This is a genomic window from Kitasatospora sp. NPDC057904 (assembly GCF_042887925.1).
Taxonomy (GTDB): domain Bacteria; phylum Actinomycetota; class Actinomycetes; order Streptomycetales; family Streptomycetaceae; genus Kitasatospora.
Genome location: NZ_JBHVOL010000013.1, coordinates 72,205 through 98,665, shown reverse-complemented (window position 1 = coordinate 98,665; position 26,461 = coordinate 72,205). Strand labels below are relative to the sequence as shown.

The window sequence follows — 26,461 nt, the reverse complement described above, 5'->3', positions numbered from 1 at the left end:
GGTTCAGGACGCGCCGTAGAACGCGCGGACCGCGCCGATCACGCGGTCCTGGTCGGCGGGGATCAGGTCGGTGTAGGTGGGCAGGTAGAGGCCGTCGGCGGCGAAGCGGGCCGCGTTGAGGCCGGGCCAGGCCGGGTCGAGGTAGCCGGGCTGACGGCTCATCGGCTGGAAGAACAGCCGGGTCTCGATCCCCTCGGCGGCGAGGAACTCGCGCAGCTCGGCGCGGCGTTCGGCCCGCACGTCGTACATCCACAGCACGTCGCGGGGCGGCATGAGGGTGATCCCGGGGACGTCCTTGAGGCCCTGGTCGTAGCGCTGCTCGATCTCGCGGCGGGTGGCGAGGATCGCGTCGAGGCGCTCGGTCTGGGCGAGGGCGACGGCGGCCTGCATGGCCGTCATGCGGAAGTTGTAGGCGAGCTTCTTGTGGACGAAGCTGTGGTCGGTGGTGAAGGCCATGGCGCGCAGGTGGTCCAGCTGGGCGGCCAGGCGGGGGTCGTCGGTGAGGCAGATGCCGCCCTCGCCGGCCGTGATGATCTTGTTGGCGAACAGCGAGAAGCACGCGATGTCGCCGGTGGGGCGGATGCCGTGGGCCTCGGCCGAGTCCTCGACGACGCGCAGGTTGTACTGGTGCGCGATGTCCATGACGGCCGCCATGTCGCAGCGCCGGCCGTAGACGTGCACCGGCATGATCGCCTTGGTGCGCGGGGTGATCTTCTCCTCGATCCGCGCGACGTCGATGTTCAGGTCGTCCGCGCAGTCGACGAACACCGGCGTCGCGCCGGTGTAGGTGACGGCCCAGGCGGTGGCGATCATCGTGAACTCGGGGACGATCACCTCGTCGCCGGGGCCCACGCCGAGGGCGCGCAGCGCCAGGGTGAGCGCCGCGGTGCCGGAGGAACAGGCCACGCCGTGGGCGGAGCCGTTGTAGTCGGCGAAGGCCCGCTCGAAGCGCCGGACGTACGGGCCCTGGGAGGAGATCCAGCCGTCGCCGATCGTGCTCGTGACGTACTCCAGCTCGCGCCCGTCCAGACTGGGCCGGGACACGGGGATGGTGAAGGGCATGAAAGGGTCCTCGCTCGGTGCGTTGGTCGAAGGGGGTGTCGCCGGGGGGGAAGGGTCAGGCGAGGGCGGGCAGGGCGAGCAGCAGGTCGGCCGCGGTGGTGCGGCCGCCGGCGGCGCGCTGCAGGGCGCCGATGCGCTCGGCGCGCTCGCGGAAGGAGCCGTCGCCGAGGACGCGGGTGAGCTTGTCGACGACGTCGGCCGGGTCGATGTCCTGCGGCCGGTCCAGGGTCAGGCTGATCCCGAAGTCCCGGCCGCGCACGGCCTGGTCGTAGCAGTCCACCCACAGCGGGCGCACCACCAGCGGCTTGCCGAAGTACACGCCCTCGTGGAAGCCGTTGCCGCCGCCGTGGGTGAAGAACACCCCGACCTTGGGGTGGGCCAGCACGTCCAGCTGCGACGGCAGCCAGCTCTCGATCCGCAGGTTGTCCGGGAGTTGCTCCTTCGGCGGCAGCAGGTGCTGCTGCTCGGCGGGCAGCCGCCACAGCACCTGGTGGCGCCCGTCCAGGCGGCGCGCCACCTCGACGAGCGCGGCCACCTGGGGCCGGGTCAGCCGGGTGATGGTGCCGAAGCCCATGTAGACCACCGAGGACTGCGCGTCGAGCCAGTCCATGACTCCGGTGTCGTCCGCGGCCCGCGTGGACTCCGGCAGCGGCGGCACCATCGCCCCGACCAGCTTGACCTTCCCCGGCATCTCGAACGGGTAGTCGAGCTCCCGCACGGAATTGCACAGCACCATTTCGGCCCGGTCGATCCGGGTCATCGGGCTGGGCTTGGGAAGCCCGAGTTCCTTGCGCAGCCGGGCGTCCTCGGAAAGCACCTTCCCCATGGCCGGGTTGAAGAAGAGCGCGAGCGTGCGCAGCTTGAACAGCCGGTTGGCCAGGCGCTGGCCGAAACCCATCGGGTACGGCAGGCCGGAATGCGGGACGGGGAAATCCTTGGGCGTGTACGAGCTGCCGAATGGGCTGTGCGAGGTGAGTACATTGCTCGGCAGGAACGGCACGCTGAGCACGAACGGAATGCCCCGGGTCAGGGCGAGGTCGACGGCGAAGGAGCTGACGCAGTCGATGACCATCAGGGCCGGATTGCACTTGTCCACCACGGCCGCGAGCCGGCGGTATTTCTCGGCCTGCAGATCGGGCCGGTAGGACTGGTGGATGACGGCCCGGTGGGCGCGGAAGCGGTCCGGCTGGGTCACCTCGCGGTAGACCTCGTCGCTCCAGCTGACGGCCGACAGCTCGGAGAAGACCTCGCCGAGCGAGGCGAACTCCACCGCCGACCCGTCGGCGAGGGCCAGCACGTCGGCGCGCCGGGGCTCGTCGGTGGCGAACCAGAGGTCCGGCACGCCCCGGCGGGCCAGCTCACCGGCCAGCACCAGCAGCGGGTTGAGCAGTCCGCTCTCCGGCAGGCTGACGAACAGGATCGGACGCTGCGGGGCGGTCATCGGACTCCCTCGGGGCGGGACGGCTGGGGGTGCACCCCACCTTGGTCTCACGCCCCGCGCCGGGAATTCCTTAGTCCTGGACGGGGCCGGCCCGGGGCCGGGGCCGATCGTCCTGGTGTGCGCGGGTTTGGACCGCGGCCCGGCGGTAAAGACAAACCAACGGGAGGTTCAACATTCCTTGGGGGATCCGGCCGCGCGCCGCGACGGGGAGGGCGGCCACCGGCCCGGACGGCGCGACGGCCTCGCGGCGGGGTCGCGACGGCCGGAAATCGTTCGGGCACCCGTGCTGTTCTTGACGGGTCCCATACATATTTGATCGTATGACCCGGGGTACTGTTGCACCTGTCAACCGCAATTGTCCTGCGGTCCGGGCGTGGTGTCGGAATAGCGGAATCGTCCGCGCTTGGGGGGTGAAGGTTCCGTGCTGCCTACGGCAGGAATTCCCGACCAGGGGAACATTCTCGGTCGCGCAGGTGAACTGGCGACGCTTTCCGGACACGCAGGGGCCGGCCGCCGCGGGAACGCCGGCTGCGTCGTCCTCACCGGCCCGGCCGGAATCGGGAAAACCCGGCTGCTCGCGGAGCTGCGGGCGGAATCCACCCGGCACGGCGCGCTCGTCCTGCACGGCGAACGGCCGGACGGCACGGGCTACTCGGGCCTGCGCGCCCTCTTCGCCGAGAGCGGCGTGACACCGGACGCGACCTCACCGGACGCGACATCAGGTGACGAGGCATCGGGCGGCGCGGCACTGGCCGCACACCTGCCCCGGCCGCGGCACACGCGCTCCTTCGACCCCGCGGAGGCCTGCCCCGTCTTCCACGCCCTCTACCGCGCCGCGGCCCGCCTCATGACGGACCGTCCGCTCGTCCTCGCCCTCGACGACGCCGAGGCCTGCGACGAACACACCCTGCGCTGGCTGGACTTCCTGCTCCGGCGCTCGGCAGGACTCCCGCTGCTCGTCGCCCTCTCCCGCCGCGACGGCGCCCGCCCGGCCGCCCCCGCGGCCTGGCTCGACCTCACCGCGGACCCGTTCGTCAGCCCACTGCCGCTCGCCCCGCTCGACCGCGCCGCCGTCGCCGGGCTCGTCGGCCGGTGGTCGCCCGCCCCGGTCGAACCCGCCTTCGTCGACCGCCTCGCCGAGGTGTGCGGCGGCAACCCGCGCACCACGCTCCACGTCCTCGACGAACTGGGCGCCCTCGGCCACGGACCGGACGGCGCCGGCGCCGACCGCGTCGCCGAACTCGGCGCCCGCACCCTCGCCCGCGCCGTGCGCGCCGCACTCGACGCCGCACCCGCGACCGTCCGCGCCGCCGCGGCCGCCGTCGCGGTGCTCGGCACCGCCCGCACCGACCTCGTCGCCGCCCTCGCCGGCGTCCCCGGCCCCCGCGCCGACGAGACCGTCGCGATGCTCGGGGAATGCGGCGCGCTCACCGCGGGCGGCGACGTCCACCCGGCCGCGCGCACCGCCCTCCTCGCCCCCGGCGACGGCCGCCGGACCGCCGAACTGCACGCCAGGGCCGCCCTGTTGCTCAGCGACGCGGGCCGCCCGGCCGAACAGGTCGCCCGGCACCTGATGGAGGTCCCCGGCATCCCGCAGCCGTGGATGGCCGCCGTCCTGTGCGACGCCGCCACCGCCGCCGAGCAGCGCGGCGCCTTCGCCCTCGCCGCCGGCTACCTGCACCGCGCCCTGGACACCACCCCCGAGGACGACCGGCTGCGCCTGCGCTTGGCCGTCGCCCTCGCCCAGACCGACCCGCTCGCCGCCGTCCCGATGTTCCGCGCCGCCCTCGCCCTCGCCGCCGACCCCGCCGACCGGGCCCGGATCGCCGTCGAGTGCGCCATGGCCTGCCTCGCCGTGCCGCTCGCGCCGACCCACCGCGCCGAACTCGCCGAGGCCCTCGAACGCGCCCTCGACGGACCGGACGGCGACTGGGGCCCCCGCCTGCGCTGGCAGGTCCGCACCGCCCTGCTCGTCACCGGCCGCGGCCGGGCGTCGGCCGTCGCCACCGTCCCCGTGCCCCGCGCCACCGCGTTCACCGTGGCCCGCGACGACACCGCCAACGTCCAGGAGCAGGCCCTCGCCGCCCTGCGCGCCGCCCTCGCCGGGCACTCGCGCGAACTCGCCGTCGCGGCCGCCCGCCGCGCCGTCGCCGCCGCCGGTCCGTCCTGCCCCGGCTGGCCGCTGATCACCGCCGCGGCCGCCCTCGCCCTCGCCGACGAGACGGACGCCGCGACCACCGCCCTCGACCGCGCCGTGCGCGGCGCCGGCCCGTGGTCCCGCACCCTCGCCCGCACCGGCCGTGCCCTCGTCCTGCACCGCGCCGGCGCCGTCGCCGAAGCCGAGGCGACCGTCCGCGCCGCCATCGAGGACTTCGGTGCGGCCGGCTCCGACGCCTGTCTGACGGCCCCCCGGGCCGTCCTCGCCGCCGTCCTCGTCGACCGCGGCGAAGCCCACCGCGCGGAAGCGCTCCTCGCCGACGCCGACCGCTCCGAAGCCGGCGGCACCGGCCTGGAGGAACAGCTCTTCCTGCTCGCCCGCGGCCGCGCCCGCTGGGCCCACGGCGACGCCGACGCGGCCCTCCACCTGCTGCGCGCCTGCGGCCGCGTCCAGTACGACGCGGGCGTCGCGAACCCCGTCTTCGCCCCCTGGTGGGCGGACTCCTGCCTGGTCCTCGCCGCCGTCCGGCGCCCGACCGAGGGCCGGGTCCTCGCCGAGTACGGCGCCGACCTGGCCGCCCGCTGGGGCACCGCCCGCGCCCTCGGCCTCGCCGCCCTCGCCTCCGGCGCCGTGACCCCCGGCCGGGCCGGCCTCGACCGCCTCGCCGAGGCCGTCCACCTGCTCGCCGCCTCACCGGCCCGGGCCGAACACGCCCGCGCCGAGTTCGGCCTCGGCCGCGCGCTCCTCCTCGCCGGCGACCCGGCCGGCGCCCGCGAACACCTGCGGACCGCCACCGCCCTCGCCGGCGGCTGCGGCGCCCTCGCCCTCGCCAGGGCCGCCCGCCGCCTGCTGATCACCGCCGGCGGCCGGATGCCCGAGGTCGCCACCTCCGCCGCCGACCTGCTCACCGGCGCCGAACTCAGGGTCGCCGGCCTCGCCGTCGACGGCGCGAGCAACCGGCAGATCGCGCGCACCCTCTTCGTCACCGTGCGCACCGTCGAGTCCCACCTGACCAGCGTCTACCGCAAACTCGGCGTCACCCGCCGGGACGGCCTCGCACCCGCCCTCGACGGTGCCCGCCGCGGCGCCGTCCGGGCCGCCGAGGAACCGCCCCCGGCCGGCGGGCCGACCGGCTGACGACCACCACCTCCACCCCGCGCCGATCCGGCGCACCTCACACGGCAAGGGAGCCCGAGACCCGGGTGAACTGGATGAACGACGTTCCTGTGAGCCCGTGGGGCGAGACTCGCGACCCCACGGAGACCCCGTCGACGGCCCGGCCGACCGGGCCCGAGGCCCCGGCCGGTCCCGGGCTGCCGCCCACCCACGGCGCGCCCCCGATCGAGACCGATGCCACTGAAGGCATGCACGTCGACGAGGGGTCGGCGAGAACCGGGGCCGCTCTCCCGGCGCCGGGAGGGCAGCGCGCGCTCGACCCGGCGCACCCCGGTGCCCGATCAGCGCCCATGGTTCCGCCGGACGCGAGCCCGCCACGCGCGCGGCAGCGCGAGCGTGCCACACTCGCCTCCGTCCTCGACGGTGCCTTCGCCCCGGCCACTGCCGCTGCCTCGGCCACTGCCGTCGCCCCCGCCACTGCCGGCGCCCGCCCGGTCGTCGTGGCCGTCACCGGTGCGCTCGGCTACGGACAGAACGCGCTGGTCAGGTGGGGCGCCACCCGAGCCGAGCGGGCCGGGCTGCGGGTCCTGCGGGCCCGCGCCGCCCATGCCGAGTCGGGGCCGGCCCTCGGGGCCGTCGCCCAGTGGCTCGGCTCCCTCGACGGGCCGCTCGACCACCGCCTCGACCGTCCCCTCTCCGGCCTCGCCGAGTTACTGCGCGCCGCCAGGAGCCGGCCGGCCGTCCTCGCACTGGAAGACGCCCAGTGGCTCGACGCGCGGTCCCTGCACTGGCTGGGTGCGCTCTCCCGGCGCTGGGCCGGCGTCCCGCTCGTGCTGCTGTGCGGCGGCAGCCGCCTCGGAACGCCCGACCCCGACTGGTACGACCTGCTGGCCGGGACCTCCGGCGCGGCCGCCGTCCACCGGCTCGCCCTCGGGCCCCTGGACGGCACCGACGTCGCGGGCGCCGTGCTGCGGGCCTGCGGCGGCCCGGGGGAGGAGGGGTTCGCCACGGCGGCGGGCCGGATCTCCGCCGGACACCCCGAGGTCCTCGACGACATCCTGCGGCGGTTCGCCGGCGACGGCCACCGTCCCGTCCTCGCCCGCGTGCCCGAACTCGCCGCCCTCGGCGGCACCGTGACCGGCGACCACCTGATGCGGGCGCTTCGCGGGCACAGCGACGAGGTAGTGGCCGTGGTGCGGGCGCTGGCCGTGTGCGGTGACCTGCTCGACTTCCCGCTCACCTGCCTCCTCGCGGGCCTCGACACCCTGAACGAGGCCCGGCTGCGCGCCGTCCTCGCCGAACTGCCCGGCGTCATCGCCGGCCCCGGCGTCGAACCGCTGCTCGTCCCGGCGCTGCGCTCCCGCGTCCTGGCCGCCGCCACCGCGGCCGAGCGCGCCGACCTGCACACCCGGGCCGCGGAACTGGCCCACCGGGCCGCCGCCGACGACCTCGCGGTGGCCGCCCTGCTGCTCGGCGCGGCCCCCGCCGGCCGCCCCTGGGCCGTCCGGGCCCTGCAGACCGCCGCCGAGGCCGCCGCCCAGCGGCAGAACCAGCGGCACGCCGCCGCCCTGCTCGGCCGCGCCCTCGCCGAACGCCCCGCACCCGCCGAACACGCCCGCCTCACCCTCGAACTGGCCGCCACCCACCTGATCGCCGAACCGGAAGCCGGCGACCACACCCTCGACGCGATCCTCCGCCGCCCCGCCACCGCCGGCTCGGCCGCGGGTTCGTACGCGGCTGCCGCCGATGCCGCCGCGGGTTCGTACGCGGCTGCCGCCGAGGCGAACCCGCATTCGGCGCTCACCACCCCGACCGCCCCCGCCTCCGCCCTGCGCGTCCGCGCCGCCGACCTCGGGCTCACCGGGGGTGCGGTCACCGTCGTGCGGCGGGCCGTCGCCGAGACGCTGCCCCGGCCGGAGGAGCCGTACCACGACGAGCTGCTCGCGCTCTTCTGGTGCGCCGACCCGGCCGATGACGGCGAGTCCGCCCTGCCGCTGCCCGAGTTGCCGCAGCTGCCGCCGTGCCCGACGGTCCCCGCGCAGGCGGCGGTCCGGGCCTGGCAGCTCGCCGTCGGCGGCCGTCGGCTCGACCTGGCCGGTGCGCTGGCCCGGACGGCCCTCGCCGCGGCCGGCTCCCCGGGGGACGACGCCTTCGACGGTCCGCTCGTCCAGCCGTGGCTCGCCGCCTGCCGGACGCTGTGCCTCGCCGATGCCAACGACGAGGCGCAGGCGGGTCTGGACCGTCTGCTGCGCGGCCTGTCCGGGAACCGGCTGCGGCTGGCCGCCCCGCACGTGCTCGCGCTGCGCGCCGAACTCAACCTGCGGCGTGGCCGGTTGGAGCCCGCGGACCGTGACGTCGCCGAGGGCGAGCGGGCGCTGCGCCTGCTCGGCCGGCCCGACGCCGTCGCGCCGTACCTGCGTGCCGTCGGGATCCTCGTCGACCTTGAGAGCGGCCGTTGCGAGCGTGCCCGCGAACGGGCCGTGGCCCCGCTGCCCGCGGGCGCCGAGGCGAGCGAGCACTGGGCGCACCTGCTGTTCGCACGGGCCACCGTCGCGCTCGGTTCGGGCCGCCCGGCGGAGGCGGCCGAGCTCCTGCGGGAGTGCGGCCGGCGTCTGCTCAGCCGGCACCGGCTCAACCCGGCGCTACTCCCGTGGCGTTCGGTCGCGGCGCTGGCCCACCACGCCCTGGGCGATCCGGACGAGGCCGTCCGCCTGAGCGAGCAGGAGCTGCGGCTCGCCCGCCGCTGGGGCGCGCCGATCGCGATCGGCTGGGCCGAGCTCAGCGCCCACCGGGTGGCGGACCGGCCCGGCCGGCTCGCCGGGATCCGCTCGGCCGCCACGGACGCGCTGCGCAGCGGCCCGGCCGGCCCCGGCTACGTGCGGGCGCTCGCCGAACTCGCCGCCGTCGAGCTCGCCGAGGGCGGCGACCGGCACGCCGCCGAGCGCTCCCTCGCCGAGCTGTGCGTGCTGACGGCCCGGCATCCGGCCGGCCCGATGGCCGCTCGCGCCCGCGACCTGGCCGGGACCCTGGACCACCGCGTCGTCCACCCCGCGGACCCGCGCTGGGAGAGCCTCACGCCCACCGAGCGGCACACCGCCGAACTGGCGGGCCGGGGCCGCAGCAACCGGGACATCGCCGCGCTGCTGGCCGTCTCCAGCCGCGCCGTCGAACTCCGGCTCAAACGGGCCTACCTCAAGCTCGGCATCCACGGCCGCCCCGAACTGCGGGCGCTGGTCCGTGCCATGGAAGGACACTGAACGATGCTCCACGACCGGGACACCGAACTCGCCGCGGTACGCCGGGCCCTGTGCGACGCCGACGGGGGCCGCTCGTCGCACCTGCTGCTCACCGGTCCGTTCGGCATCGGACGCTCGGCCTTACTGCGCGCCCTGCCCGGGCTGGCCGACGGTCTGCGCGTGCGGGTCCTGCGGGCCGACGCCGCCCCGATGGAGCAGGACTTCGCGTTCGGTGTCGTGCGCCAGTTGTTCGACAGCCTCCTCACCGTCCTGCCCGCCGACACCCGGGAGCGGTGGCTCGCGCGCGCCGGAGCGGCGCGTGCCGTCCTCGGCGACTTCGTCCCGGACATCCTGGACATCTCGGACATGCCGGCCACCCCGGCCACCCCGGACACCCCGGACGCGACGGACACCGCGACGGATCCCGCCGACGCCGAGCCGACCGGCGCCGTCCTCGCCGACCTGCGCCGCCTGCTCGCCGAACTGAGCGCCGACGCACCCCTGTTGCTGCTCGTCGACGACCTCCAGTGGGCCGACGGCCCGTCGCTGCGCTGGCTCGCCCACCTCACCGCCCGCCTCGACGGCCTGCGCGTGGTCGTGGTGTGCACACTGCGCGACGGCGACCAGGGCTCGTGGCACCCGCTGGTCCGCGAGGTCGCCGACACCGCCCGCGAGCTGCGACTGACGGCGCTGTCGCCCACCGCCACCCGGTCCCTGATCCGCGACCGCTTCACCGACCCGGGCCACCCGCAGGCCGCGCGTCCGCAGACCGCCGATCCGGAGACCGCGGACCCCGGCAGATCGGAATCCTCCGGCATCGACGCCGAGTTCGCCGACGCCTGCCACCGGGCCGCCGTCGGCAACCCGCTCTTCCTGGTCTCCCTGCTCGACGTCATCGCCGCCACCGCGGCCCGCCCGACCGCCGCCCATGCCGAGACCGCCCGCACCCTGCGCCCCGGGCGCCTGCGCGACCGGATCGTGACGTGCCTGCGCACCCAGAGCGCGCCCGTGCGCGACCTCGCCGCCGCGATCGCCACCCTCGGCGAGCCGGGCGACACCGCGCCCGCCGGGCGCCTCGCCGGCCTGGACCCCGTCGGCTGCGCCGCCGCCCTGCACGCCCTGCACCACCTCGGCCTGCTGCCCGACCCGCACCGTGCCGCCTTCGTCCACCCCGTCGTCCGGGACGCCGTCGAGGCCTCGATGAGTGCCGGCGAGCGCCAGCGCCGCCACGAGGGCGCCGCCGCCGTGCTGTACGACGCGGGGCGCCCGGCCGAGGAGGTCGCGGCCCAGCTGATGGCCGTCGCGGCCTCCCGGCACCCGTGGTCGGGCGCCGTCCTGCGCGGCGCCGCCGACACCGCGCTGCGCCGCGGCGAACCCGCGCCGGCCGCCCGCTACCTGCGCCGCGCCCTGCTGGACGTCCCCGACGGCGATCCCGAGCGCGCCCGCCTGCTGGTCGAACTGGCCGTCGCCGAGCGGTCGTTCGACCGGGCGGCGTGCGAGCGGCACATCGCCCAGGCGATCCCGCTGCTCGCCACCGCCCGCGAGCGTGCCGCCGCCGCGCTCCAACTGCCGGCCAACTTCCTGCGCGCCGCGAGCCCGACCTCCGCCGCCCTGCTGCGCCGGGTCGCGTGCGAACTCGGCGACCCGGACACCCTCGACGGCGCCGCCCGCGAGGCCGCGCTGCGCCTGGAGGCCCGGCTGCGCCACGCGGACTGCCGCGACCCCGCCCGGCTCGCCGACTCCATCGGCCGGCTCGGCGTCATGGAACCGGCGGTGTGCTCGCGCGGCGAGCGCGAGCTGCTGGCCGTCCTGCTGCACGCGGCCACGCTCGGCGCTGGCCGCCCGGCCGCCGAACTGGCCGGGCTGGCCGAGCGGATCCTCGAACGGGAGCCGGCCACCGTCCGCAGCCCGCACTCCGTCGTGCCGCTGCTGGTGACCACGCTGGTCGGCGCGGACGCCCCGGGGGCGCTGGAGTCCTGGCTCTCGGCGGGCGAACGGGGGCGGCACCCGGGCGGCCCGGCCGATGACTCCGCGCCGGGCCACGCCGAGCAGGCCCTCGTCCACCTGGCCCGCGGCCGGCTCGGTCTTGCGCGGGAGCAGGCCGAACGCGCCCGCCTGCGCGCCGAGGCCGGCGGGCCCGAGGGCGACGGCCTCGCCACGGCGGCCCTCGCCGCGGTCGCGCTCGCAGCCCGTGACCTGCCGCTCGGCGCCAAGGTCCTGGCCGACGCGGACCGGCGCTGGCCCACGGGCGCGGCCCCCGCGGCGATGCTCGGACTGCTGCGCGCCCGTCAGCAGGCGCACCGCGGCGACCCTTCCGCCGCCCTGGACACCGTCCTCGCCTGCGGCCGCGAACTGGAGTCCGCCGGCTGGCGCAACCCGGTGCTCTTCCCGTGGCGCCCGTGGGCGGTCGGCCTGGCCCGCCAGCTCGGCGACGCCTTCGCCGCCCGCGCGCTGATCACCGAGGAGCTGGCCCGCGCGGAGGCGTGGGGAGCCCCGGCGGCGCTGGGCCGCGCGCTGCGGCTCCAGGCCGCCCTGGCCGGCGGCGCGCGGGCCGTCGACCTGTTGCGGGAGTCGGTCGAGGTGCTGCGGCGCTCGGCCGACGAGCTCGAACGCGCCCGCGCGCTGCGCGATCTGGGCCGGCGGCTCGGCGGCGGGGCCGAGGCGGCGGCGGTGCGCAGGGAGGCCGCCCGGCTGGCCGCCGCGTGCGGCGCCGGCTGGTCCGAGGAGTGGGCCGGAACCGCGCCGGGCCGGGAGGCCGGGGTGCCGGTGGACGTCGTGCTGACGCCGTCCGAGCGCCGGGTCGCGGACCTCGTCGGGCACGGTCTGACGAACCAGGAGATCGCGGCCGAATTGCGGGTGAGCGCGCGGGCCGTGGAGAAACATTTGACGAATTCCTATCGCAAGCTCGGTATTTCCGGCCGCCGGGAACTTGTGACGGTTCTGTGCGAGGCCGAACCCGTTGTTCGTGTTTGATCCCGGCGACCGCGCCGGAAAACCCGTCCGACCTGCCGCCACGGAATCGAACTCATGCTCGCCGAACCGTGACCGAACCCTACCGAACCTGCCCTGACCTGCAAGGATGTGCACCGTACCGAACGACCGGCCGAACCCCCCGACCCCACACCGAACCACCGGCCGTACGCCCACAGAATTGGACCGGACCAGCCCGGGCGCCGTTGACCTGCCGGATCGGCGGTCCCTAGAGTCGAAGCAGAGTTCACCGCGAATCAGGCCGTTCGAGCCGACCCGGCCCGAAAGAAATGGCCGGGATTTCCCGCGGAAATCAGCACCGCACACGCGCCCCGAAGGGATCCGACTGCCGTGGTCATCTCCTCTTCCGCCCTGGCCGATACCGCTCGGACCATCGTGTGCGATCGAGAGCCAGGTCACGACGCGGCGCCGCAAACCCGCACCGTCACCGATCAGGCCGGCCTCAACATGGCCCAGCTCGACCGCACCCTCACCATCCGGCAGGCCAACGAGGCCTTCTTCTGGCAGTTCGGACGCTCCTCGTCCGAGCTCTGCGGCCGGACGTTCAGCGAGCTCGTCCACCCGAGCGTCCAGCAGCCGCTGCTGCGCCAGTTCTCCGGACTCATCGAGGGCCGCCGGGACCGCTTCGCCACCGACGTCATAGCGATAGGCCCGGACGAGGAGACGTTCACCGTCCCGCTCACCGCCGTCATGGTCCGCGGCGGCCTGCCCGACGAGTCGTCGATCATGGTGATGATGCCCAACCGCGACGGCGAGGCGGCCGAGTCCGAGGTCGTCGCCGGCCGCAAGAAGCTGCTCAGCGAGATCGACGCCCGGATCCTGGAGGGCATCGCGGCCGGCGTCTCCACCGTCCCGCTCGCCGCCCGGCTCTACCTCAGCCGCCAGGGCGTCGAGTACCACGTCACCTGCCTGCTGCGGAAGTTGCGCGTGCCGAACCGCGCGGCGCTCGTCTCGCGCGCCTACTCGATGGGCGCCCTCAAGGTCGGTGTCTGGCCGCCGAAGGTCGTGGAGAGCTTCGTGAAGTAGCGGCACCGCAGGAGCACCCCCCGTCAACGGCGGGGCGCAGCCGGGCAGCGCCGGCCGCGCCCCGCCGTTCGCGTGCCCTCCCGTCCTGCCGTCCTCCCGTCCTGCCGTCCTCCCGTCCTCCCGTCCTGCCGTCCTGTCACCGCGCGCCTCGACGGCCGCTCAAGGCCCGCTCGAAGCCGGGTGGAGAGTAGTAGTCGCGCCGCTACGCACCGTGTTCTGATCGGGTACGGGCCCCGGGAGCCCGGAGTGCGGGCCCCGGAGACGGGTCTAGACGCGTGGACATGCACCTGAGCCTGGTGGCCATGGTTCGTCGTCCCGGAGTGGATTTGACTGGGTGCCATGACGACGAACTCGCAGAACGCAGGCAACCGCAACAGCATCCAGACCGCCGAGGGCGCGCAGACCGCCCGGGCCGCCCAGGACGACCGCTCGACGGTCCTGGTGGTCGGCGGCACCGGGAAGACCGGCCGGCGCGTCGCGGACCGGCTGGCCGCCCGCGGCCGGACCGTCCGGATCGGCTCGCGCGCCGCCGACGTGCCGTTCGACTGGAACGACGAGACGACGTGGGAAGCGGCGCTGGAGGGCGTCGGCGCGGCCTACCTCACCTACTACCCGGACCTCGCCTTCCCGGGCGCGGTCGAGTCGGTGGGCGCCTTCGCCCGGCTTGCGGCCCGCCGGGGCGTGGCGAAGCTGGTGCTCCTGTCGGGCCGCGGCGAGGAGGCGGCCGAGGCAGGGGAGAAGGCCGTGATGGAGGCCGGCGCCCGTTGGACGGTGGTGCGCTGCGCGTGGTTCGACCAGAACTTCAGCGAGAGCTTCTTCCTCGACCCGGTGCGCGCCGGTGAGCTGGCGCTGCCGGTGGGCGACGCGGTCGAGCCGTTCGTGGACGCGGACGACATCGCGGACGTGGTGGTCGCGGCGCTCACCGAGGACGGGCACGACGGCGAGGTGTACGAGCTGACGGGCCCCCGGCTGCTCTCGTACGCGGACGTGGCGGCGGAGTTGTCGCGGGCGACGGGCCGGGAGGTGCGGTTCGTGCCGGTGTCGGTCGAGGAGTACCGGGCGGTCCTGGCGCGGGAGGGCCTGCCGGGGGACTTCGCGGAGCTGTTCTCGATGATCCTGGACGGCCGCAACGCCCACACCGCGGACGGGGTGCGCCGGGCGCTGGGCCGGGAGCCGAGGGACTTCGCCGACTTCGCCCGCGAGGCGGCGGCGGCCGGCGTGTGGGAGGTCTGAATGGGAGCCCCGAGCCCGCGTACCGGAGTGCCGGCGGCCCGCCGCTCCTCCCGCCGCCCCTCGAACTGCTTTCCGTAGCACCGCCCGTGAGAGTCCCCGCGCCCGCGGGGACCGGGTGAACCCGAAGGAAGCCCCTGATGCGCTCCGACCAGACCGCACCACCCTCCACCTTCCACGCCGCCTACGGCGCCCCCGCCGCCCCCGTCGCCGCCCGGGGCAAGGCCGCCGGGCCCGTGCTGGTGGCGGCGACCATCGCGATGGGCCTGATGGCGGGCCTGTTCTTCGCCTTCGACGTCTCGGTGATGCCGGGCCTCGCGAAGGGCGACGACCGCACCTACGTGACGGCGATGCAGAACATCAACAAGGCGATCGAGAACGGGCTGTTCGGCCTGGTCTTCGTCGGGGCCTTCGTGGCGACGGGCGTCGCCGCCTACCTCCAGCACCGGGCCGGCCGGCGCAGCGCCGCGTTCTGGGCGGCCGCCGCGACCGTCCTGTACGTGGCCGCGCTGATGGTCACGATGGGTGTCAACATCCCGCTCAACAACCAGCTGGCGGCCGCCGGCGACCCGTCCGCGATCACCGACTTCCACGGCGTGCGGGAGAAGTTCGAGGGCACCTGGGTGGCCACGAACATGCTCCGCACCCTGCTGTGCACGGCGGGCCTGGCCGCCCTCACCCGGGCGCTCGTCCTCCACGGGCGCGGCTCCCGCTGAGCGGCCCCCACCGGCTCCCCACCGTCTGACGTCACCGCCTGACGTCACTGCCCGCCCGGGTCGCACGTACCGGGCGGGTACTGCCGCGTTCACGCCCGCGCGTCCCTCAGGGCGCGCAGGGCGGCGGCCAGTTCCGTGACGGTGGGCCCGGCGGTGGTGGGCCCGGCGGTGGTGGGGTCGTCGGCGGTGGGGTCGTCGGGGTGCAGGGTGACCGTCCAGTCCCGGGCCCGGACGGTGACGGTGACGGCGCCGCGGCGGGTGCGGAGGAAGGCGGGCAGCGTCCGCACCGCCCGTCCGAGGGCGCCGCGGCCGACGGCCAGCACCCGGAGCGCGTCGGCGGGCCGGTCCGCGCCGGCGCCGGTCTCCCCGGCCGTGCCGGTCTCCTCGACCTCCAGCCCCGGGACCCTGCGCAGGTGCTTGCGCAACGGGCGCAGCTCGCCCGGATCCGAGACCGACACCTCGGCGCGGCCCGCGCTCAGCGGCGGCACGACGCGGCCAGCACGAGGAGCAGGACCAGGACGCCGAGGGCGGCCGCGCAGCCCGACGCGCCCTGCGGGTTCTTGCGGTCGGCCTCCACGGTGCCGCCGGGCGGCACGCCCGGGTGCCGTCTCGCGTAGTGGTCGATCTGCAGCTCCTCGGCCCGTGACTCCGGGAGCCAGGGCGTGCGGTAGCCGCACTCGCCGCACCAGTAGCGGTACGCCATGTCGTTTCCTCCGAGGTGTCGTTCGCCGTGGTCGTCGTCCGTCGCCGTTCTGTGCGCGGACCCTTCGAGCGTGGCGTCCGCGCAGGTCGGGGGACAGGACAAGGCACCGGCCATATGTGACCGGCCGTCACGGTAGGCTCACGGATGGACATGAGCATGCAAGACCATGGGGGTTTGCCGGAGTGACGGACGAACTCGGCACGCTGTTGCGGCGACTGCGGAAGGAGGCGGGGCTGACGCAGGAGCAGCTCGCGGAGAAGGCCGAGGTGAGCGTACGAACGATCCGCCGGCTGGAGCGCGGCGGCTCCACCGACCACCGGCTCGGGACGGTCCTCCTGATCGCGGACGCGCTGGACGCCTCGCCCGAGGACCGGCAGCGGCTGGCGGCGATCATCACCGAGGGCCCCGGCCCCGGTCCCGGCCCCGGCCCCGGTCCCGGCCCCGGCCCCGGTCCCGGTCCCGGCCCCGAGACACCGCCGGAAGCCCCGCCACCGCCCGCACCCCCGGCGCCCCCGGCGCCCCCCGCGCGCCCGGTCCCCGCCGCCCTCGCCGACGCCGTCGACGAGCTCGCCCGCGAGGTCCGCCGCCGCTGGCGCCGCGAGGAGGAGCAGCGCCGTGTCCACGACCCGTTCCCGTTGCCGGTGCGCTGGCGGCCCGCGCCCGAGGACCTGATGGACAGCCCGGAGAACGTCCAGCGCCTCGCGCCCGGCGAGCGGGCGGCCCGCCTGGACCTCGACGGCGACCTCCGCTCGGTGGCCGAGGTCTACGGGCAGATCCCCTCGGGCCGGCTCGTGGTCCTCGGCCGGGCCGGCTCCGGCAAGTCGATCCTGACGATCCGCTTCGTCCTGGACCGGCTGCGGGACCGGGCCGTCCCGTCCCGCGTGCCGGTGGTCTTCAGCCTCGGCTCCTGGGACCCGACCACCACCACGCTGCGCGACTGGCAGATCGACCTGCTCCTGCGCGACCACCCGCACCTCGTCGGCCGGGGCCCCGGCGGCGGCACGCTCGCCGCGGCGCTGATCGACGCCGACCTCGTCCTGCCCGTCCTCGACGGCTTCGACGAGATCGCCGAGGGCCTGCGCCGCGACGCCCTCGACGCGCTCAACGACACCTCCCAGCCGCTCGTCCTCACCAGCCGCCGCGCCGAGTTCGCGGAGGCGGTCGAGGCGGCGAGCACGCCCCTCGTGTGGGCCGCCGGGATCGAGCTCACCGACCTCACCCCCGCGGACCTCACCGACTACCTGCCCCGCACGGCCCGCCCGGTGACCGCGGGCCCCGGCGGGCCCGAGCCCCTCTGGGACGCCGTCCTCGCGGAGCTGCGCACCGGCCGCACGGACGGCGGCGTGCGCCTCGCCCGCGTCCTGAGCACCCCGCTGATGGTCATCCTGGCCCGGACGATGTACAGCGACGCCCCCGACCGCAGACCCGCCGAACTCCTCGACGGCGAGCGCTTCCCCACCGAGCACGCCCTGGAGGAGCACCTCCTCGCCGGCTTCGTCCCCGCCCTGTACCGCCGCCGGGCCCCCGAACGCGAACCCGTCGCCGGGCGCCCGCCGCGCACGTGGGACGTGCAGCGCGCCGAGCGCTGGCTCGGCTACCTCGCCGACCACCTCGTTCGCCACGACCGGCCCGACCTGGCGTGGTGGCAGATCGGCGGCTCGGTGCGCCGCCCGCTCCGGATCCTGGCGACCGCCCTGGCCGCCGCGCTGTCCGTCACCGTGGCGGAGTGGCTGGTCGGCGTGGTCGTCGTCGTGTTCTACCGGAGCAACCCGCAGGTCAGGTGGGAGCGGTTCCTCCTGGAGGGCACCCTCGTCGGGCCGATCGCCGGCCTCGCCGTGGGGGCGGTCTACGCGATCATGACGGTCTTCGGCGGCCTCGCCCTGGAACCGACGTACGTCCGGCTGCGGCTGTTCGCCCGCCACCACGGCGGCGGGCCGCGCACGGTCCGGGTGTTCACCGGCCGGTTCGCGGCCATCATGTTCGGCGGCACGGTGCTCGGCCTCGGCGTCGCGCCCGCCCAGATGCTCCAGCGCACGCTGTACTTCGGCGCCCCGCTGATCGACCACGACGTGTTCGTGGGCATGCTCATCAACATGCTGGTCTACGGGCTGATCTTCGGCTCGGCGGCCGGCACGGTCTTCGGGCTCACGAGCATGCTCGAAGCGCCGCTGGACACCGCCTCGGCGGCCACCCCGGTCGCCCTGCTGTCCTCGAACCGGACCACCGTCAGCCGGCAGGTGCTGGTCCTCGTCCCGGCGTTCACGCTCGCGATCGCGCTCGGCGGGCGGGTGATCGTGGTCGCGCTGAGCGGCCCGCTCGGCGTGCTGAACTGGCCGCTCGCGGACGGGCTCTACATCGGGGCGATCGGCGGCATCGGCGGCACCCTCGCCTACGCGCTCGGCTTCACCGCCTGGGGGCAGTGGATCATCCTGACCCGCGTCTGGCTCCCGCTGACCGGACGCCTGCCGTGGAACGTCGCGGCCTTCCTGGACGACGCCTACCGGCGCGGCGTGCTGCGCCAGAGCGGCGCCGTCTACCAGTTCCGCCACCTGCGGCTGCAGTACCACCTCGGCCACACGTTCCGCCGGGAGCACGCCCACTACCGGCAGGCCACCTTCCCCGAGGCGGCCCGCCTGCCGTCCGCGACCTCGTAACGCCGGTCAGCCGCGGATCCCGGCCGCCGCGAGCCTGCGCTCCACCTCGCCCCACTCGGGCGCGACGAGCGCGGTCGGCCGGGATCCGACGCCGAGGTCCTTGAAGCCGCTGGACGTCGACACGCAGACCACCGGGCCCTCGACGTCCCCCACGGCGCGCAGCCCGGCCAGACCGGCGGCGGAGGACAGTTCCGTCCACAGCCCGGCGCGGGCCAGCTCCCGCTGGGCGGCGGCCAGTCGGGCGTCCTCCAGGGCGAGTGCCCGCCCGCCGCTGCCGCGCACCGCGAGCACCCCGCGGTAGCCGCTGACCGTGCTGACGATCGAGTACGCGTCCGTCGGCCTCCGGTCGGCGTGCGCCACCGGCAGGCCCTCACGCACGGCCTGCGCGAGCGGCGCGGCGGCGGCCGGCTCGCAGGCGAAGATCCGCGGCACCCGGTCCGTCACACCGAGCCGCTCCAGCTCGACGAAGCCCTTCCACACGCCGTACAGCAGCTCGGCGTACCCCGTCGGCACGAAGACCGCGCCCGGCACGCCGAGGTCCCGGTGGATCTCGTACGCGATGGTCTTGTACCCCTCGGGCCCGTACGCGTGCCCGGTGTGCGTCGTGGTGAGGTTGCTGACGGGGTGCAGGCCCAGCCGCTCGACGACCCGCCGCATCAGCGGCCACCGCGCCTCCCACGGCACCGGCAGCACCACCGCGCCGTACGCGTTGAGGAACGAGTCGACCGCGGGCGGCAGGCTCGGGCCCGTGAACACCACGCACGGCAGCCCCGCCCGCGCGGCGTACGCGGCCGCGGAGGCGCCGTGGTTGCCGGAGGACGCGACGACGATCCCGGGCGCTCCGGCGGCCACCGCGGCGCTCGTCGTGCAGCGGTTCAGCCGGTCCTTGTGGCTCCAGGTGGGGTTGCGCGACTCGTCCTTGACGTACACCCCCGGCTCCAGCTCCACCAGCGGCGTGCCGCCCTCGCCGAGGCCCGGTGCGAGCAGCGGCGGCAGCAGCGGCGCCCAGCGGTCCAGCCCCGCCCGCCCGGCCGGCCCCCCGTACCGCGCCGAGGGGCCGAACAGCGCCTCGACGTCCACCTTGTCGTAGGCGTAGTCGACCTCGGCCGGGTACGAGACCTCCGGCGTGCTCGTCTCCGGACAGCCCTCCGTGAGCGGCGGCAGCAGCGGGTAGCCGACCGCCGGATCGCCCAGGGAGCGCTGACCGGTGGCGAGGGAGGCAGGGTAAGCGTCAAGGACCATGGGCCGACCTTACGACGGCCGTCGGCGCGCTGTCCGAAGAACCGTCAGAAGATCGAGCAGCCCGACAGCGTCGTCATCGCGTCCAGCGCGGCCACCGCCGCCACCGAGTTGCCCGCCTGGTCCAGCCGGGGGCCCCACGCGCAGACCGCCGCCCGCCCCGGCAGTATCGCCAGGATGCCCCCGCCCACGCCGCTCTTGCCCGGCAGGCCGACCCGGAACGCGAACTCGCCCGCCGCGTCGTACGTCCCGCACGTCACCAGCACCGCGTTGACGCGCTTCGCCTCGCTGCGCGACATCATCCGCGAGCCGTCCGCCCGCACGCCGTACCGGGCCAGGACGGACCCCGCGAGCACGAGGTCCCGGCAGCTGGCCGCGATCGCGCAGTGCGCGTAATAGTGGCGCAGGACGTCCTCGACCGGGTTCTCCAGGTTGCCGTGGCTCGCGATGAAGTGCGCCAGCGCGGCGTTGCGGTGGCCGTGCTCGGCCTCCGACTCCGCCACCACCGGGTCGGTGTCCAGCAGCGGGTTGCCCGCCTCGCGGCGCAGGAACTCCCGCACCGCCCCGGACGCGTCGCCGGTCAGGCTCTGCAGCCGGTCGGTGACCACGAGCGCGCCCGCGTTGATGAACGGGTTGCGCGGGATCCCGTGCTCCGTCTCCAGCTGCACCAGCGAGTTGAACGGGTTGCCGGACGGCTCGCGCCCCACCCCGCGCCACAGCCCGTCCCCGCCGTACGACAGGGCCAGCAGCAGGCTGAACAGCTTCGAGACGCTCTGGATCGAGAACGGGCTCTCCCAGTCCCCGACGCCGAACAGCTCCCCGTCCACCGTCGCGACGGCCATCCCGAACGCCTCCGGATCGGCCGCCGCCAGCGCCGGGATGTAGTCCGCGACCTGCCCCTGACCCGTCGTCGCCCGCGCGGCGATCTCCGCCGCCTCCAGCAGCCCCCGATAGTCCAGGCTCTCCCCGACAGGCACACCGTTCACCGCTGTTCCTCCACATACGCGCGTTTCGGGCCCGATTATCCCTGCCCGCCGTCCCCGCCGGGGGACCCGCCCCGGCACCGGGGCCCCCGGCGCGCCCTGGTAGCGTCGACGGGCCGGCCGCGGGACTCCGGTGCGACTTCCGGAACGTGCCTCTACCGCAATGATTCGCAGTTCGCGCCCCCATTCCCCGGCCGGCACCTCCCCGCCCCCACCGCCGGAAGGCCCGGAAGGCCATGGACGCGTACGCCGACCTGATCGCCGCAGACGACGTGCTGCTGTTCGTCAACGCCGCCATCACCGCCACCGGCCAGCGCGAGTTCCACGCCACCGCCGACCAGCAGCAGCTCTCGCTCGGCTTCCTCCACGAGTACGTGCGCGTCAACTACCGCGAGCCCTACGCCGCCGCGCTCGCCCTCGACATCAACGACCACAACGCCGCGCTCATCATCCGCCACCTGCTGGAGACCACCCGCGACGCCACCCCCGAGCAGCGCCGCGCCGAAGGCCGGCTCATCGCCCGCCGCCTCGCCCTCCTGCCCCCGCAGCGCGTCTACCGGCTCATCGCCGAACTGCGCCGCCGCAAGGTCAACAACCGCCGCACCCGCGCCATCCTCCGCGACTGGCTCGCCGCCCGCCCCGACCAGGCCCTCGACGCCGTCAAGTACCGCGCCGGCCTCAAGCGCGCCCTGCGCCACACCCACCTGCGCCCCGGCCACGACGAGGTCGGCGCCTTCCTCTTCGCCCCCGCCACCGCCCGGGCCCCCTACCGCACGCCGCTCCTCGACGCCTGGCGCCGCGCCCACTACGAGCAGGGCGCCCTCTACGAACTGCCCTACACCGTCGCCGAGGGCTTCGCCCACCGCCACGGCATCCCGCGCGGCGCGTTCCTCGACCGCATCGCCCCCCGCATGACCGCCCTCGAACGGCTGCGCCTCCAGGAGTCCGCCCGCGGCCGCGGCGCCACCGTCGGCACCGACCTCGCCCGCATGCCGCTCACCCGTCTCGCGACGTACGTCCTCGCCCTGCCGGCCGAGGACCGCACCGCCCGCCGCGCCGAACTCACCGCCGCCCTGCGGACCGCGGCCCGCCGCGCCGCCGGAGCGCAGGCCGGCAGGTGGGGGCGGGTCGCGGCCGTCCTGGACGACTCCTTCTCGGCGTACGGCTCGGGCGTCAAGCGCCGCCGCCCGCTGGCCGTCGCCCTCGCCTGCCACTTCCTCCTGGACGCCCTCGCCGCCGACTACACCGCCCACTGGACCAGCGGCCGCACCGACGCCCTCCTCGCCCACCCGCACGGACCCACCCCGCTCGGCCGCCGCATCCTCGACGCCCTCGACGCCGCCCCCGAACCCCCGCAGCGCCTCGTGATCGTCTCCGACGGCTGGGACAACGCCCCGCCCGGCCTGGCCGCCGAGGTCCTGCGCGTCTGGCGCACCCGCCTCGACCCCGAGCGGCGCACCGGCATCGTCCACCTCAACCCCGTCTTCGACGCCGACGGCTTCGACGTGCGCCGCCTCGCCCCGACCGTCCCCACCGCCGGACTGCGCGATGCCGAGGACCTGCCCGCCCTCGTCGAGTTCGCGCGCTTCGCGGAGGGCCGCACCGACCTCGCCGAACTCACCGCCCACCTCGCGGCGTGCACCGCCCGCTTCCTCGCGGCCGGGGAGGCCCGATGACGACCACCGCCTTCCGGATCGACCCGGCCGGCCTCGACACCCGGCCCGCCCAGGTGTGGGGCGGCGTGCGGCTCGTCCCGCTCGTGCGCGACGAGCCGATCGCCGACCTGCGCCTGCACCAGGAGCTGTACGACCGCGAGTACGCCTCCATCGCCGTCGGCCGGCGCACCGCCTACACCTCCTACATCCCCCACGGCTTCGTCGCCGACTGGACCCGCGACGGCACGCCCGCGGCCGCGTACGGCACCCAGCTCACCGGCCCCGGCGGCGACACCGCCCCCGAACGCCTCCGGCTGCAGCCGCCCCGCCGCATGGCCAAGCGCGAGAGCCGCACCCGGCTGCGCTTCCTGCCCCTGCACCTCGCCCTGGAGGGCTACCTGGCCCTGCACTTCGGCGGGCCCACCATCGCGTGGGAGCAGTGGTCCCAGCAGGCCCTGCGGCGCGGCCTGTCACCGCGCGCCGAGGAGGCCTACAGCGGCGACCAGGTGCGCGGACTCGCCGACGCCCTGCGGGTGTTCGAGATCCACCCCGGCCAGTGCGGCGTCGCCGTGTACGTCGCCGACGCCCTCGCCGCCGCGTTCGTGCTGCCGCACCCGGACGACTACCGCGCCCTGCACCGCAGCCTCCTCCTCGACCTGTACGGCGAACTCGTCCACCACTACGCCACCTACGCCGCTCCCGTCCCGGACTTCCGGGCCGACCTGAGCACGACCTCCGTCCGCTCCCTCGCCGACCTGCGCACCGCCGTCGACGAGCAGGAGCGCGCCTGGTCCCGCTTCCACACCACGACCATGGCCGACGGCCTCCTGGACGCCGACTACCGGGCGCAGACCGTCTACCGGATGTCCCGCTTCACCCTCTCCCGCTTCCTCCCCGACTTCCGCCCCAAGCAGGAGAACCACATCGGCGAGGCCGTCACCGACGACACCGGCCGCCTCGCCTACCTCAAGACCTTCCGCCTCTCCGAGGCCCAGGTCCGCCGGGGCCACCTCCTGACCCGCCTGGCCGCCCACGACTGGCACCTCGCGAACACCGCCGCCGCCCTGGGCCTCACCACACCCCAACTCGCCCTGCGCCTCGAAGGCGCGGGCTTCGGCCACCTGCTACGCCAGGACATCCTCGACCACTACCGCAAGCAGGCCCGGCAGGCCGGTTAGTGACTGGAGGGCGCTCCTCCCGGAGTCCTCGCCCCGTCCGTGACCCGACCGCCGTTCCCCGGATGACCGCCGGGTAGGGTGCGGCCATGGTTGATTCCGCATCACACGCCGTCACTGCCAAGGCCGTCGCGCGCCGCCTCCTCGGGGAACTCGGCGCCGCAGGGCTGACCCTGGAGGCTGTCGCCGCAGCCGGGCCGGCCCTCGCGGACGTCCAGGCGGTGTACCCGCACCGGGACGACCTGCTCACCGCGCTGATCCTCGACGCCTACAACGCCTCCGGCGCCGTGATGGAGGACGCCGACCGCGCCGCCCGGGACGCCGGGGAATCCGCGGGCGCGAGGCTCCTCGCCGTGACGCGCGCACTGCGCGGCTGGTCCTTCGCCCACCCCGAGGAGTTCACCCTCGTCTACGGCTCGCCCGTCCCCGGCTACCACGCCCCGCAGGAGACCGTCCCGGCCGCGTCGCGCACCCCCGCCGTACTGGCGGCGATCGTGCGCGAGGCCCTGGAGGCCGGCGAACTGACCCCGCCCGCACGGAAGGTCCCCGGCCCGCCGCTGCTGCGCCCGGAGGCGCTGGAGCTCTTCGGCGGCGCGCCGGGGGAGCCGTTCTCCGACGTCGTCGAGCGCGGCATCGTCCTGTGGAGCGGCCTGATCGGCCTGCTGGTGTTCCAGGTGTTCAGCCGCACCCACGACAGCGTCCGGGACGAGGCCGCGTTCTTCGACTACGCCGTCGCCGTCGCGGCCGAGGGCGTCGGACTCGTGGTGCCGCTCTGACCAAGCCCTACTTAGCGTTCGTCCCGCCGGGCCAGGACGGGCTTGACGTCCAGGACCGGCGTGCCGTCGACGGCTTCGAGACCGCTCACGCGGATCCGCAGGCCGTCGACGGCGAGGATGGTGACGCGGTGGAGGCCGATCGGGTTGGGCCGGTCGGGGGAGCGGGTGGCGAAGACGCCGGTCTCCGGCCGGGAGCGCTCCCCGCGCGGGCGGACGGCGAGCACCTCGCGGTCCGCCCGGTCGAGCCAGGTGAGCAGCAGGACCTCCTGCCCGACCGCCAGGTCGGCGAGGGCGCGTTCCACCGCGGGGTCGAACGCCAGCCAGGCCTCCGGCCCACCCTCGTCGCCCTGCCGGGGCGCGCCGGAGCGGTCCAGCAGCGGTGATTCCACCCGGCCGATCGCCCGTACCTCGAAGTGCCCGTCCGCCATCGCTCGCTCCCCGCTCGGTGGTTGTCGCTCCCGGTCCGTTCGATCCCTCCGATGATGCCGTGCGCGGCGCTCAGGCGCGCAGGAACGCCTCCAGAGCGCTCGCGAAGGCCACCGGGATCTCGTACATCGGGTAGTGGCCGGAGTTGGGCAGGACCTCCAGCTCGGCCTGCGGGTAGTGGGTGAGCCAGGTGCCGCGCATCGCCTCGGCGGTGAGGGCGAGGTCGTGCTCGCCGACGAACACCTTGACCGGCAGCGGGCTGCCCGCGACCTTGGCCGCGAAGTCCTGGGTGGTCCAGTCGGCGAGGTAGGCGGCGAAGGCCTCCGGCCGGGAGCCGGCCACCGAGCGGGCCGTCATCGCGTCGAGCCAGCGGGGGTTGGCCCGCTGCCCGGTGACGAGGTCGAGGATCGCCCGCCGGTTGGCCGGGTTCTGCGCGGCGCCGTGGAAGAGGTCGTACGCGTCGCCCTCCAGCGGGTAGGCGCTCGCGGGCACGGGCGTCACGCCGACCAGCTTGCGCACCCGGCCGGGCGCCTCGGCGAGGATGCGCTGCGCGGCCTTGCCGCCCATCGAGTGGCCGACGACGGAGAAGGTGTCCCAGCCGAGCCGGTCGGCCAGCGCGAGTGCGTCCGAGGCGATCTCGGCGAGCGTGAACTCGCCCTCCACATCCAGTCGTTCGCCGTAGCCCCGGTAGTCGAGGAAGGCGTAGCCGAACGCCTCCGGGTCGAGGTAGTCGAGGAACGGGCCCCAGGCGGCGCTGGTGCCGAACCAGTCGTGCAGGACCAGGACCTTGTGCTCGCCGGTGCCGAGGGCGCGGTGGGCGATCGTCATGCGGACTCCTGTCGGGTGGGGTGGCGCGTGGTGGCGGGCCGTTACCTTCCCAGCCCGGGCCGAAGTACTCCTGGGCTCCGCCGGGCCCTCCGGAGCGCCCCCTTCGCCGCGGGCCGTGCCTGTGCCCCGACGGCGGCTTCGGCCTCGGGCTCCGGGCCGTCCCCGACGGCTGCGAGGCCGGCCTCGCCCGGGGCCGACGGGGCCGCGCCGCTCCGCGTGGAGGCACTCGTTCGGTGGTCACGGCTTTTGCCCTCCCGGTGGGCGCCCGCAAGGTGGAGGCAGGAAGACCGTCCCCGAGGAGCGACAGGCGGAGAGCCATGCCGATCTACCAGACCGCGCGCTACCGAGTGAACGCCGAGGCCGTCGACCGGGTCCTGGCGGCGATCGAGGAGTTCGTCGGCTACGTCGCGGCGCACGAGCCCGACACGTGGATGTACACGGCCTGGCAGCAGAAGGACGACCCGACGCGCTTCGTCCACCTCTTCACCTTCGCCGACGAGGCCGCCCACCGGGCGCACGGCGAATCGGAGGCGGTGCGCCGGTTCCAGGCGGCCTACGCGCCGGAACTCTCCGAGGGGCCCGTGGTGTTCACCGACTACCGGCTGGTCGCCACCAACGCGGGCCGACGGGCGACCGCGCCCTGACCTTCGGCGCCCTGACCTTCGGCGCCCGACCGGCCGGGGTCAGAGCGAGTGGGCCACCGGGTGGCGGGGCTGGTAGAGGCCGACCTCCCCGCCGCCGGGCAGGCGCAGGGCGGTCTTCAGCCCCCAGCCGACGGAGGTGACGGGCTCGGTGAACTCCACCCCGCGGGCGGTGAGTTCGCGGACGGTGGCGTCGACGTCGTCGCACATCAGGAACAGCTCGTGCCAGGGCGAGCCGCCCGGGTGGACGGCGATCTCGGCCGGGGGCAGCTTGAAGACCAGCCACCCGCCGCCCGCGTCGACGTGCGGCCAGCCCAGCACGTCGCGCAGGAAGACGCGGTCGGCCTCCGCGTCACGGCTGTGGATGATCAGGTGGGCACCGTTGATCATGTACTCACGGTAACC

The 26,461-nt window shown here is 75.6% G+C and carries 20 protein-coding genes; 11 read left to right on the top strand and 9 right to left on the bottom strand.

Annotation, left to right across the window (positions count from 1 at the left end; translation table 11 throughout):
- Positions 1 to 3: 3 nt before the first annotated feature.
- Positions 4 to 1,062 carry a DegT/DnrJ/EryC1/StrS family aminotransferase gene (locus ACFVSN_RS29485; RefSeq protein WP_387594081.1) on the bottom strand — a complete coding sequence of 353 codons (1,059 nt, stop codon included), beginning with the start codon at positions 1,060 to 1,062 and terminating at the stop codon, positions 4 to 6.
- A gap of 55 nt (positions 1,063 to 1,117) precedes the next feature.
- A complete protein-coding gene (locus ACFVSN_RS29480; RefSeq protein WP_380446394.1) occupies positions 1,118 to 2,503 on the bottom strand; it encodes a glycosyltransferase in 1,386 nt (461 codons plus the stop codon).
- 421 nt (positions 2,504 to 2,924) lie between these two features.
- On the opposite strand from ACFVSN_RS29480, the gene ACFVSN_RS29475 reads away from it, so the two are divergent.
- The 6 genes from ACFVSN_RS29475 to ACFVSN_RS29450 all read left to right on the top strand — a co-directional run bounded on the left by ACFVSN_RS29475 (position 2,925) and on the right by ACFVSN_RS29450 (position 14,976).
- Positions 2,925 to 5,798 (top strand): AAA family ATPase, encoded by a 2,874-nt coding sequence (locus ACFVSN_RS29475; protein WP_387956876.1) that lies wholly within the window; start codon positions 2,925 to 2,927, stop codon positions 5,796 to 5,798.
- Between the two features lie 329 nt (positions 5,799 to 6,127).
- Positions 6,128 to 9,034, top strand: coding sequence for a LuxR C-terminal-related transcriptional regulator (locus ACFVSN_RS29470; protein WP_387601638.1), 2,907 nt, complete (start codon positions 6,128 to 6,130; stop codon positions 9,032 to 9,034).
- 3 nt (positions 9,035 to 9,037) lie between these two features.
- A complete protein-coding gene (locus ACFVSN_RS29465; protein ID WP_387601635.1) occupies positions 9,038 to 11,986 on the top strand; it encodes an ATP-binding protein in 2,949 nt (982 codons plus the stop codon).
- A gap of 390 nt (positions 11,987 to 12,376) precedes the next feature.
- Entirely contained in the window at positions 12,377 to 13,030 is a 654-nt protein-coding gene (locus ACFVSN_RS29460) for a LuxR C-terminal-related transcriptional regulator (RefSeq protein ID WP_380491591.1), read from the top strand.
- A 339-nt stretch (positions 13,031 to 13,369) separates the two neighbouring features.
- Positions 13,370 to 14,263: an NmrA family transcriptional regulator gene (locus ACFVSN_RS29455; protein ID WP_380511396.1), complete on the top strand. Its 894-nt coding sequence runs from the start codon at positions 13,370 to 13,372 to the stop codon at positions 14,261 to 14,263.
- Positions 14,264 to 14,400: 137 nt separating this feature from the next.
- A complete protein-coding gene (locus tag ACFVSN_RS29450) occupies positions 14,401 to 14,976 on the top strand; it encodes a DUF1772 domain-containing protein (RefSeq protein WP_387601631.1) in 576 nt (191 codons plus the stop codon).
- A gap of 89 nt (positions 14,977 to 15,065) precedes the next feature.
- On the opposite strand, the gene ACFVSN_RS29445 is transcribed toward ACFVSN_RS29450, so the two are convergent.
- Positions 15,066 to 15,464 carry a hypothetical protein gene (locus ACFVSN_RS29445; RefSeq protein WP_387601628.1) on the bottom strand — a complete coding sequence of 133 codons (399 nt, stop codon included), beginning with the start codon at positions 15,462 to 15,464 and terminating at the stop codon, positions 15,066 to 15,068.
- Positions 15,452 to 15,679: a hypothetical protein gene (locus ACFVSN_RS29440; RefSeq protein ID WP_387601626.1), complete on the bottom strand. Its 228-nt coding sequence runs from the start codon at positions 15,677 to 15,679 to the stop codon at positions 15,452 to 15,454. The genes ACFVSN_RS29445 and ACFVSN_RS29440 overlap by 13 nt, the downstream gene beginning before the upstream one ends.
- 182 nt (positions 15,680 to 15,861) lie before the next feature.
- Here ACFVSN_RS29440 and ACFVSN_RS29435 point away from each other — a divergent pair, with 182 nt between their 5' ends.
- On the top strand, positions 15,862 to 18,333 hold the full coding sequence (locus ACFVSN_RS29435; protein WP_387601623.1) for a helix-turn-helix domain-containing protein: 2,472 nt from the start codon (positions 15,862 to 15,864) through the stop codon (positions 18,331 to 18,333).
- Positions 18,334 to 18,339: 6 nt separating this feature from the next.
- On the opposite strand, the gene ACFVSN_RS29430 is transcribed toward ACFVSN_RS29435, so the two are convergent.
- Together ACFVSN_RS29430 and ACFVSN_RS29425 are read right to left on the bottom strand one after the other, a co-directional pair.
- Positions 18,340 to 19,575, bottom strand: a complete 1,236-nt coding sequence (locus ACFVSN_RS29430; protein WP_387601620.1) for a pyridoxal-phosphate dependent enzyme — start codon at positions 19,573 to 19,575, stop codon at positions 18,340 to 18,342.
- A 44-nt stretch (positions 19,576 to 19,619) separates the two neighbouring features.
- The gene (locus tag ACFVSN_RS29425; RefSeq protein ID WP_380491589.1) at positions 19,620 to 20,531 is read right to left on the bottom strand and encodes a glutaminase; all 912 of its coding nucleotides are present in this window, start codon (positions 20,529 to 20,531) and stop codon (positions 19,620 to 19,622) included.
- A 260-nt stretch (positions 20,532 to 20,791) separates the two neighbouring features.
- On the opposite strand from ACFVSN_RS29425, the gene ACFVSN_RS29420 reads away from it, so the two are divergent.
- The 3 genes from ACFVSN_RS29420 (at position 20,792) to ACFVSN_RS29410 (ending at position 24,161) form a co-directional block, all read left to right on the top strand.
- On the top strand, positions 20,792 to 22,231 hold the full coding sequence (locus ACFVSN_RS29420) for a hypothetical protein (protein WP_387601617.1): 1,440 nt from the start codon (positions 20,792 to 20,794) through the stop codon (positions 22,229 to 22,231).
- Positions 22,228 to 23,388 (top strand): hypothetical protein, encoded by a 1,161-nt coding sequence (locus tag ACFVSN_RS29415; RefSeq protein ID WP_380447162.1) that lies wholly within the window; start codon positions 22,228 to 22,230, stop codon positions 23,386 to 23,388. The genes ACFVSN_RS29420 and ACFVSN_RS29415 overlap by 4 nt, the downstream gene beginning before the upstream one ends.
- An 86-nt stretch (positions 23,389 to 23,474) precedes the next feature.
- Positions 23,475 to 24,161, top strand: a complete 687-nt coding sequence (locus ACFVSN_RS29410; RefSeq protein WP_387601614.1) for a TetR-like C-terminal domain-containing protein — start codon at positions 23,475 to 23,477, stop codon at positions 24,159 to 24,161.
- 11 nt (positions 24,162 to 24,172) lie between these two features.
- On the opposite strand, the gene tsaA is transcribed toward ACFVSN_RS29410, so the two are convergent.
- Together tsaA and ACFVSN_RS29400 are read right to left on the bottom strand one after the other, a co-directional pair.
- Positions 24,173 to 24,589, bottom strand: coding sequence for a tRNA (N6-threonylcarbamoyladenosine(37)-N6)-methyltransferase TrmO (tsaA, locus tag ACFVSN_RS29405; RefSeq protein ID WP_380447158.1), 417 nt, complete (start codon positions 24,587 to 24,589; stop codon positions 24,173 to 24,175).
- A gap of 70 nt (positions 24,590 to 24,659) precedes the next feature.
- Positions 24,660 to 25,415: an alpha/beta fold hydrolase gene (locus ACFVSN_RS29400; RefSeq protein ID WP_387601611.1), complete on the bottom strand. Its 756-nt coding sequence runs from the start codon at positions 25,413 to 25,415 to the stop codon at positions 24,660 to 24,662.
- 317 nt (positions 25,416 to 25,732) lie between these two features.
- Between ACFVSN_RS29400 and ACFVSN_RS29395 the strand changes: the two genes are divergently transcribed.
- Positions 25,733 to 26,059, top strand: coding sequence for a putative quinol monooxygenase (locus ACFVSN_RS29395; protein ID WP_387601608.1), 327 nt, complete (start codon positions 25,733 to 25,735; stop codon positions 26,057 to 26,059).
- 39 nt (positions 26,060 to 26,098) lie between these two features.
- Here the strand turns inward: ACFVSN_RS29395 and ACFVSN_RS29390 are convergent, their stop codons facing one another.
- Positions 26,099 to 26,446 carry a VOC family protein gene (locus ACFVSN_RS29390; RefSeq protein WP_387601605.1) on the bottom strand — a complete coding sequence of 116 codons (348 nt, stop codon included), beginning with the start codon at positions 26,444 to 26,446 and terminating at the stop codon, positions 26,099 to 26,101.
- Between the last annotated feature and the right edge of the window lie 15 nt (positions 26,447 to 26,461).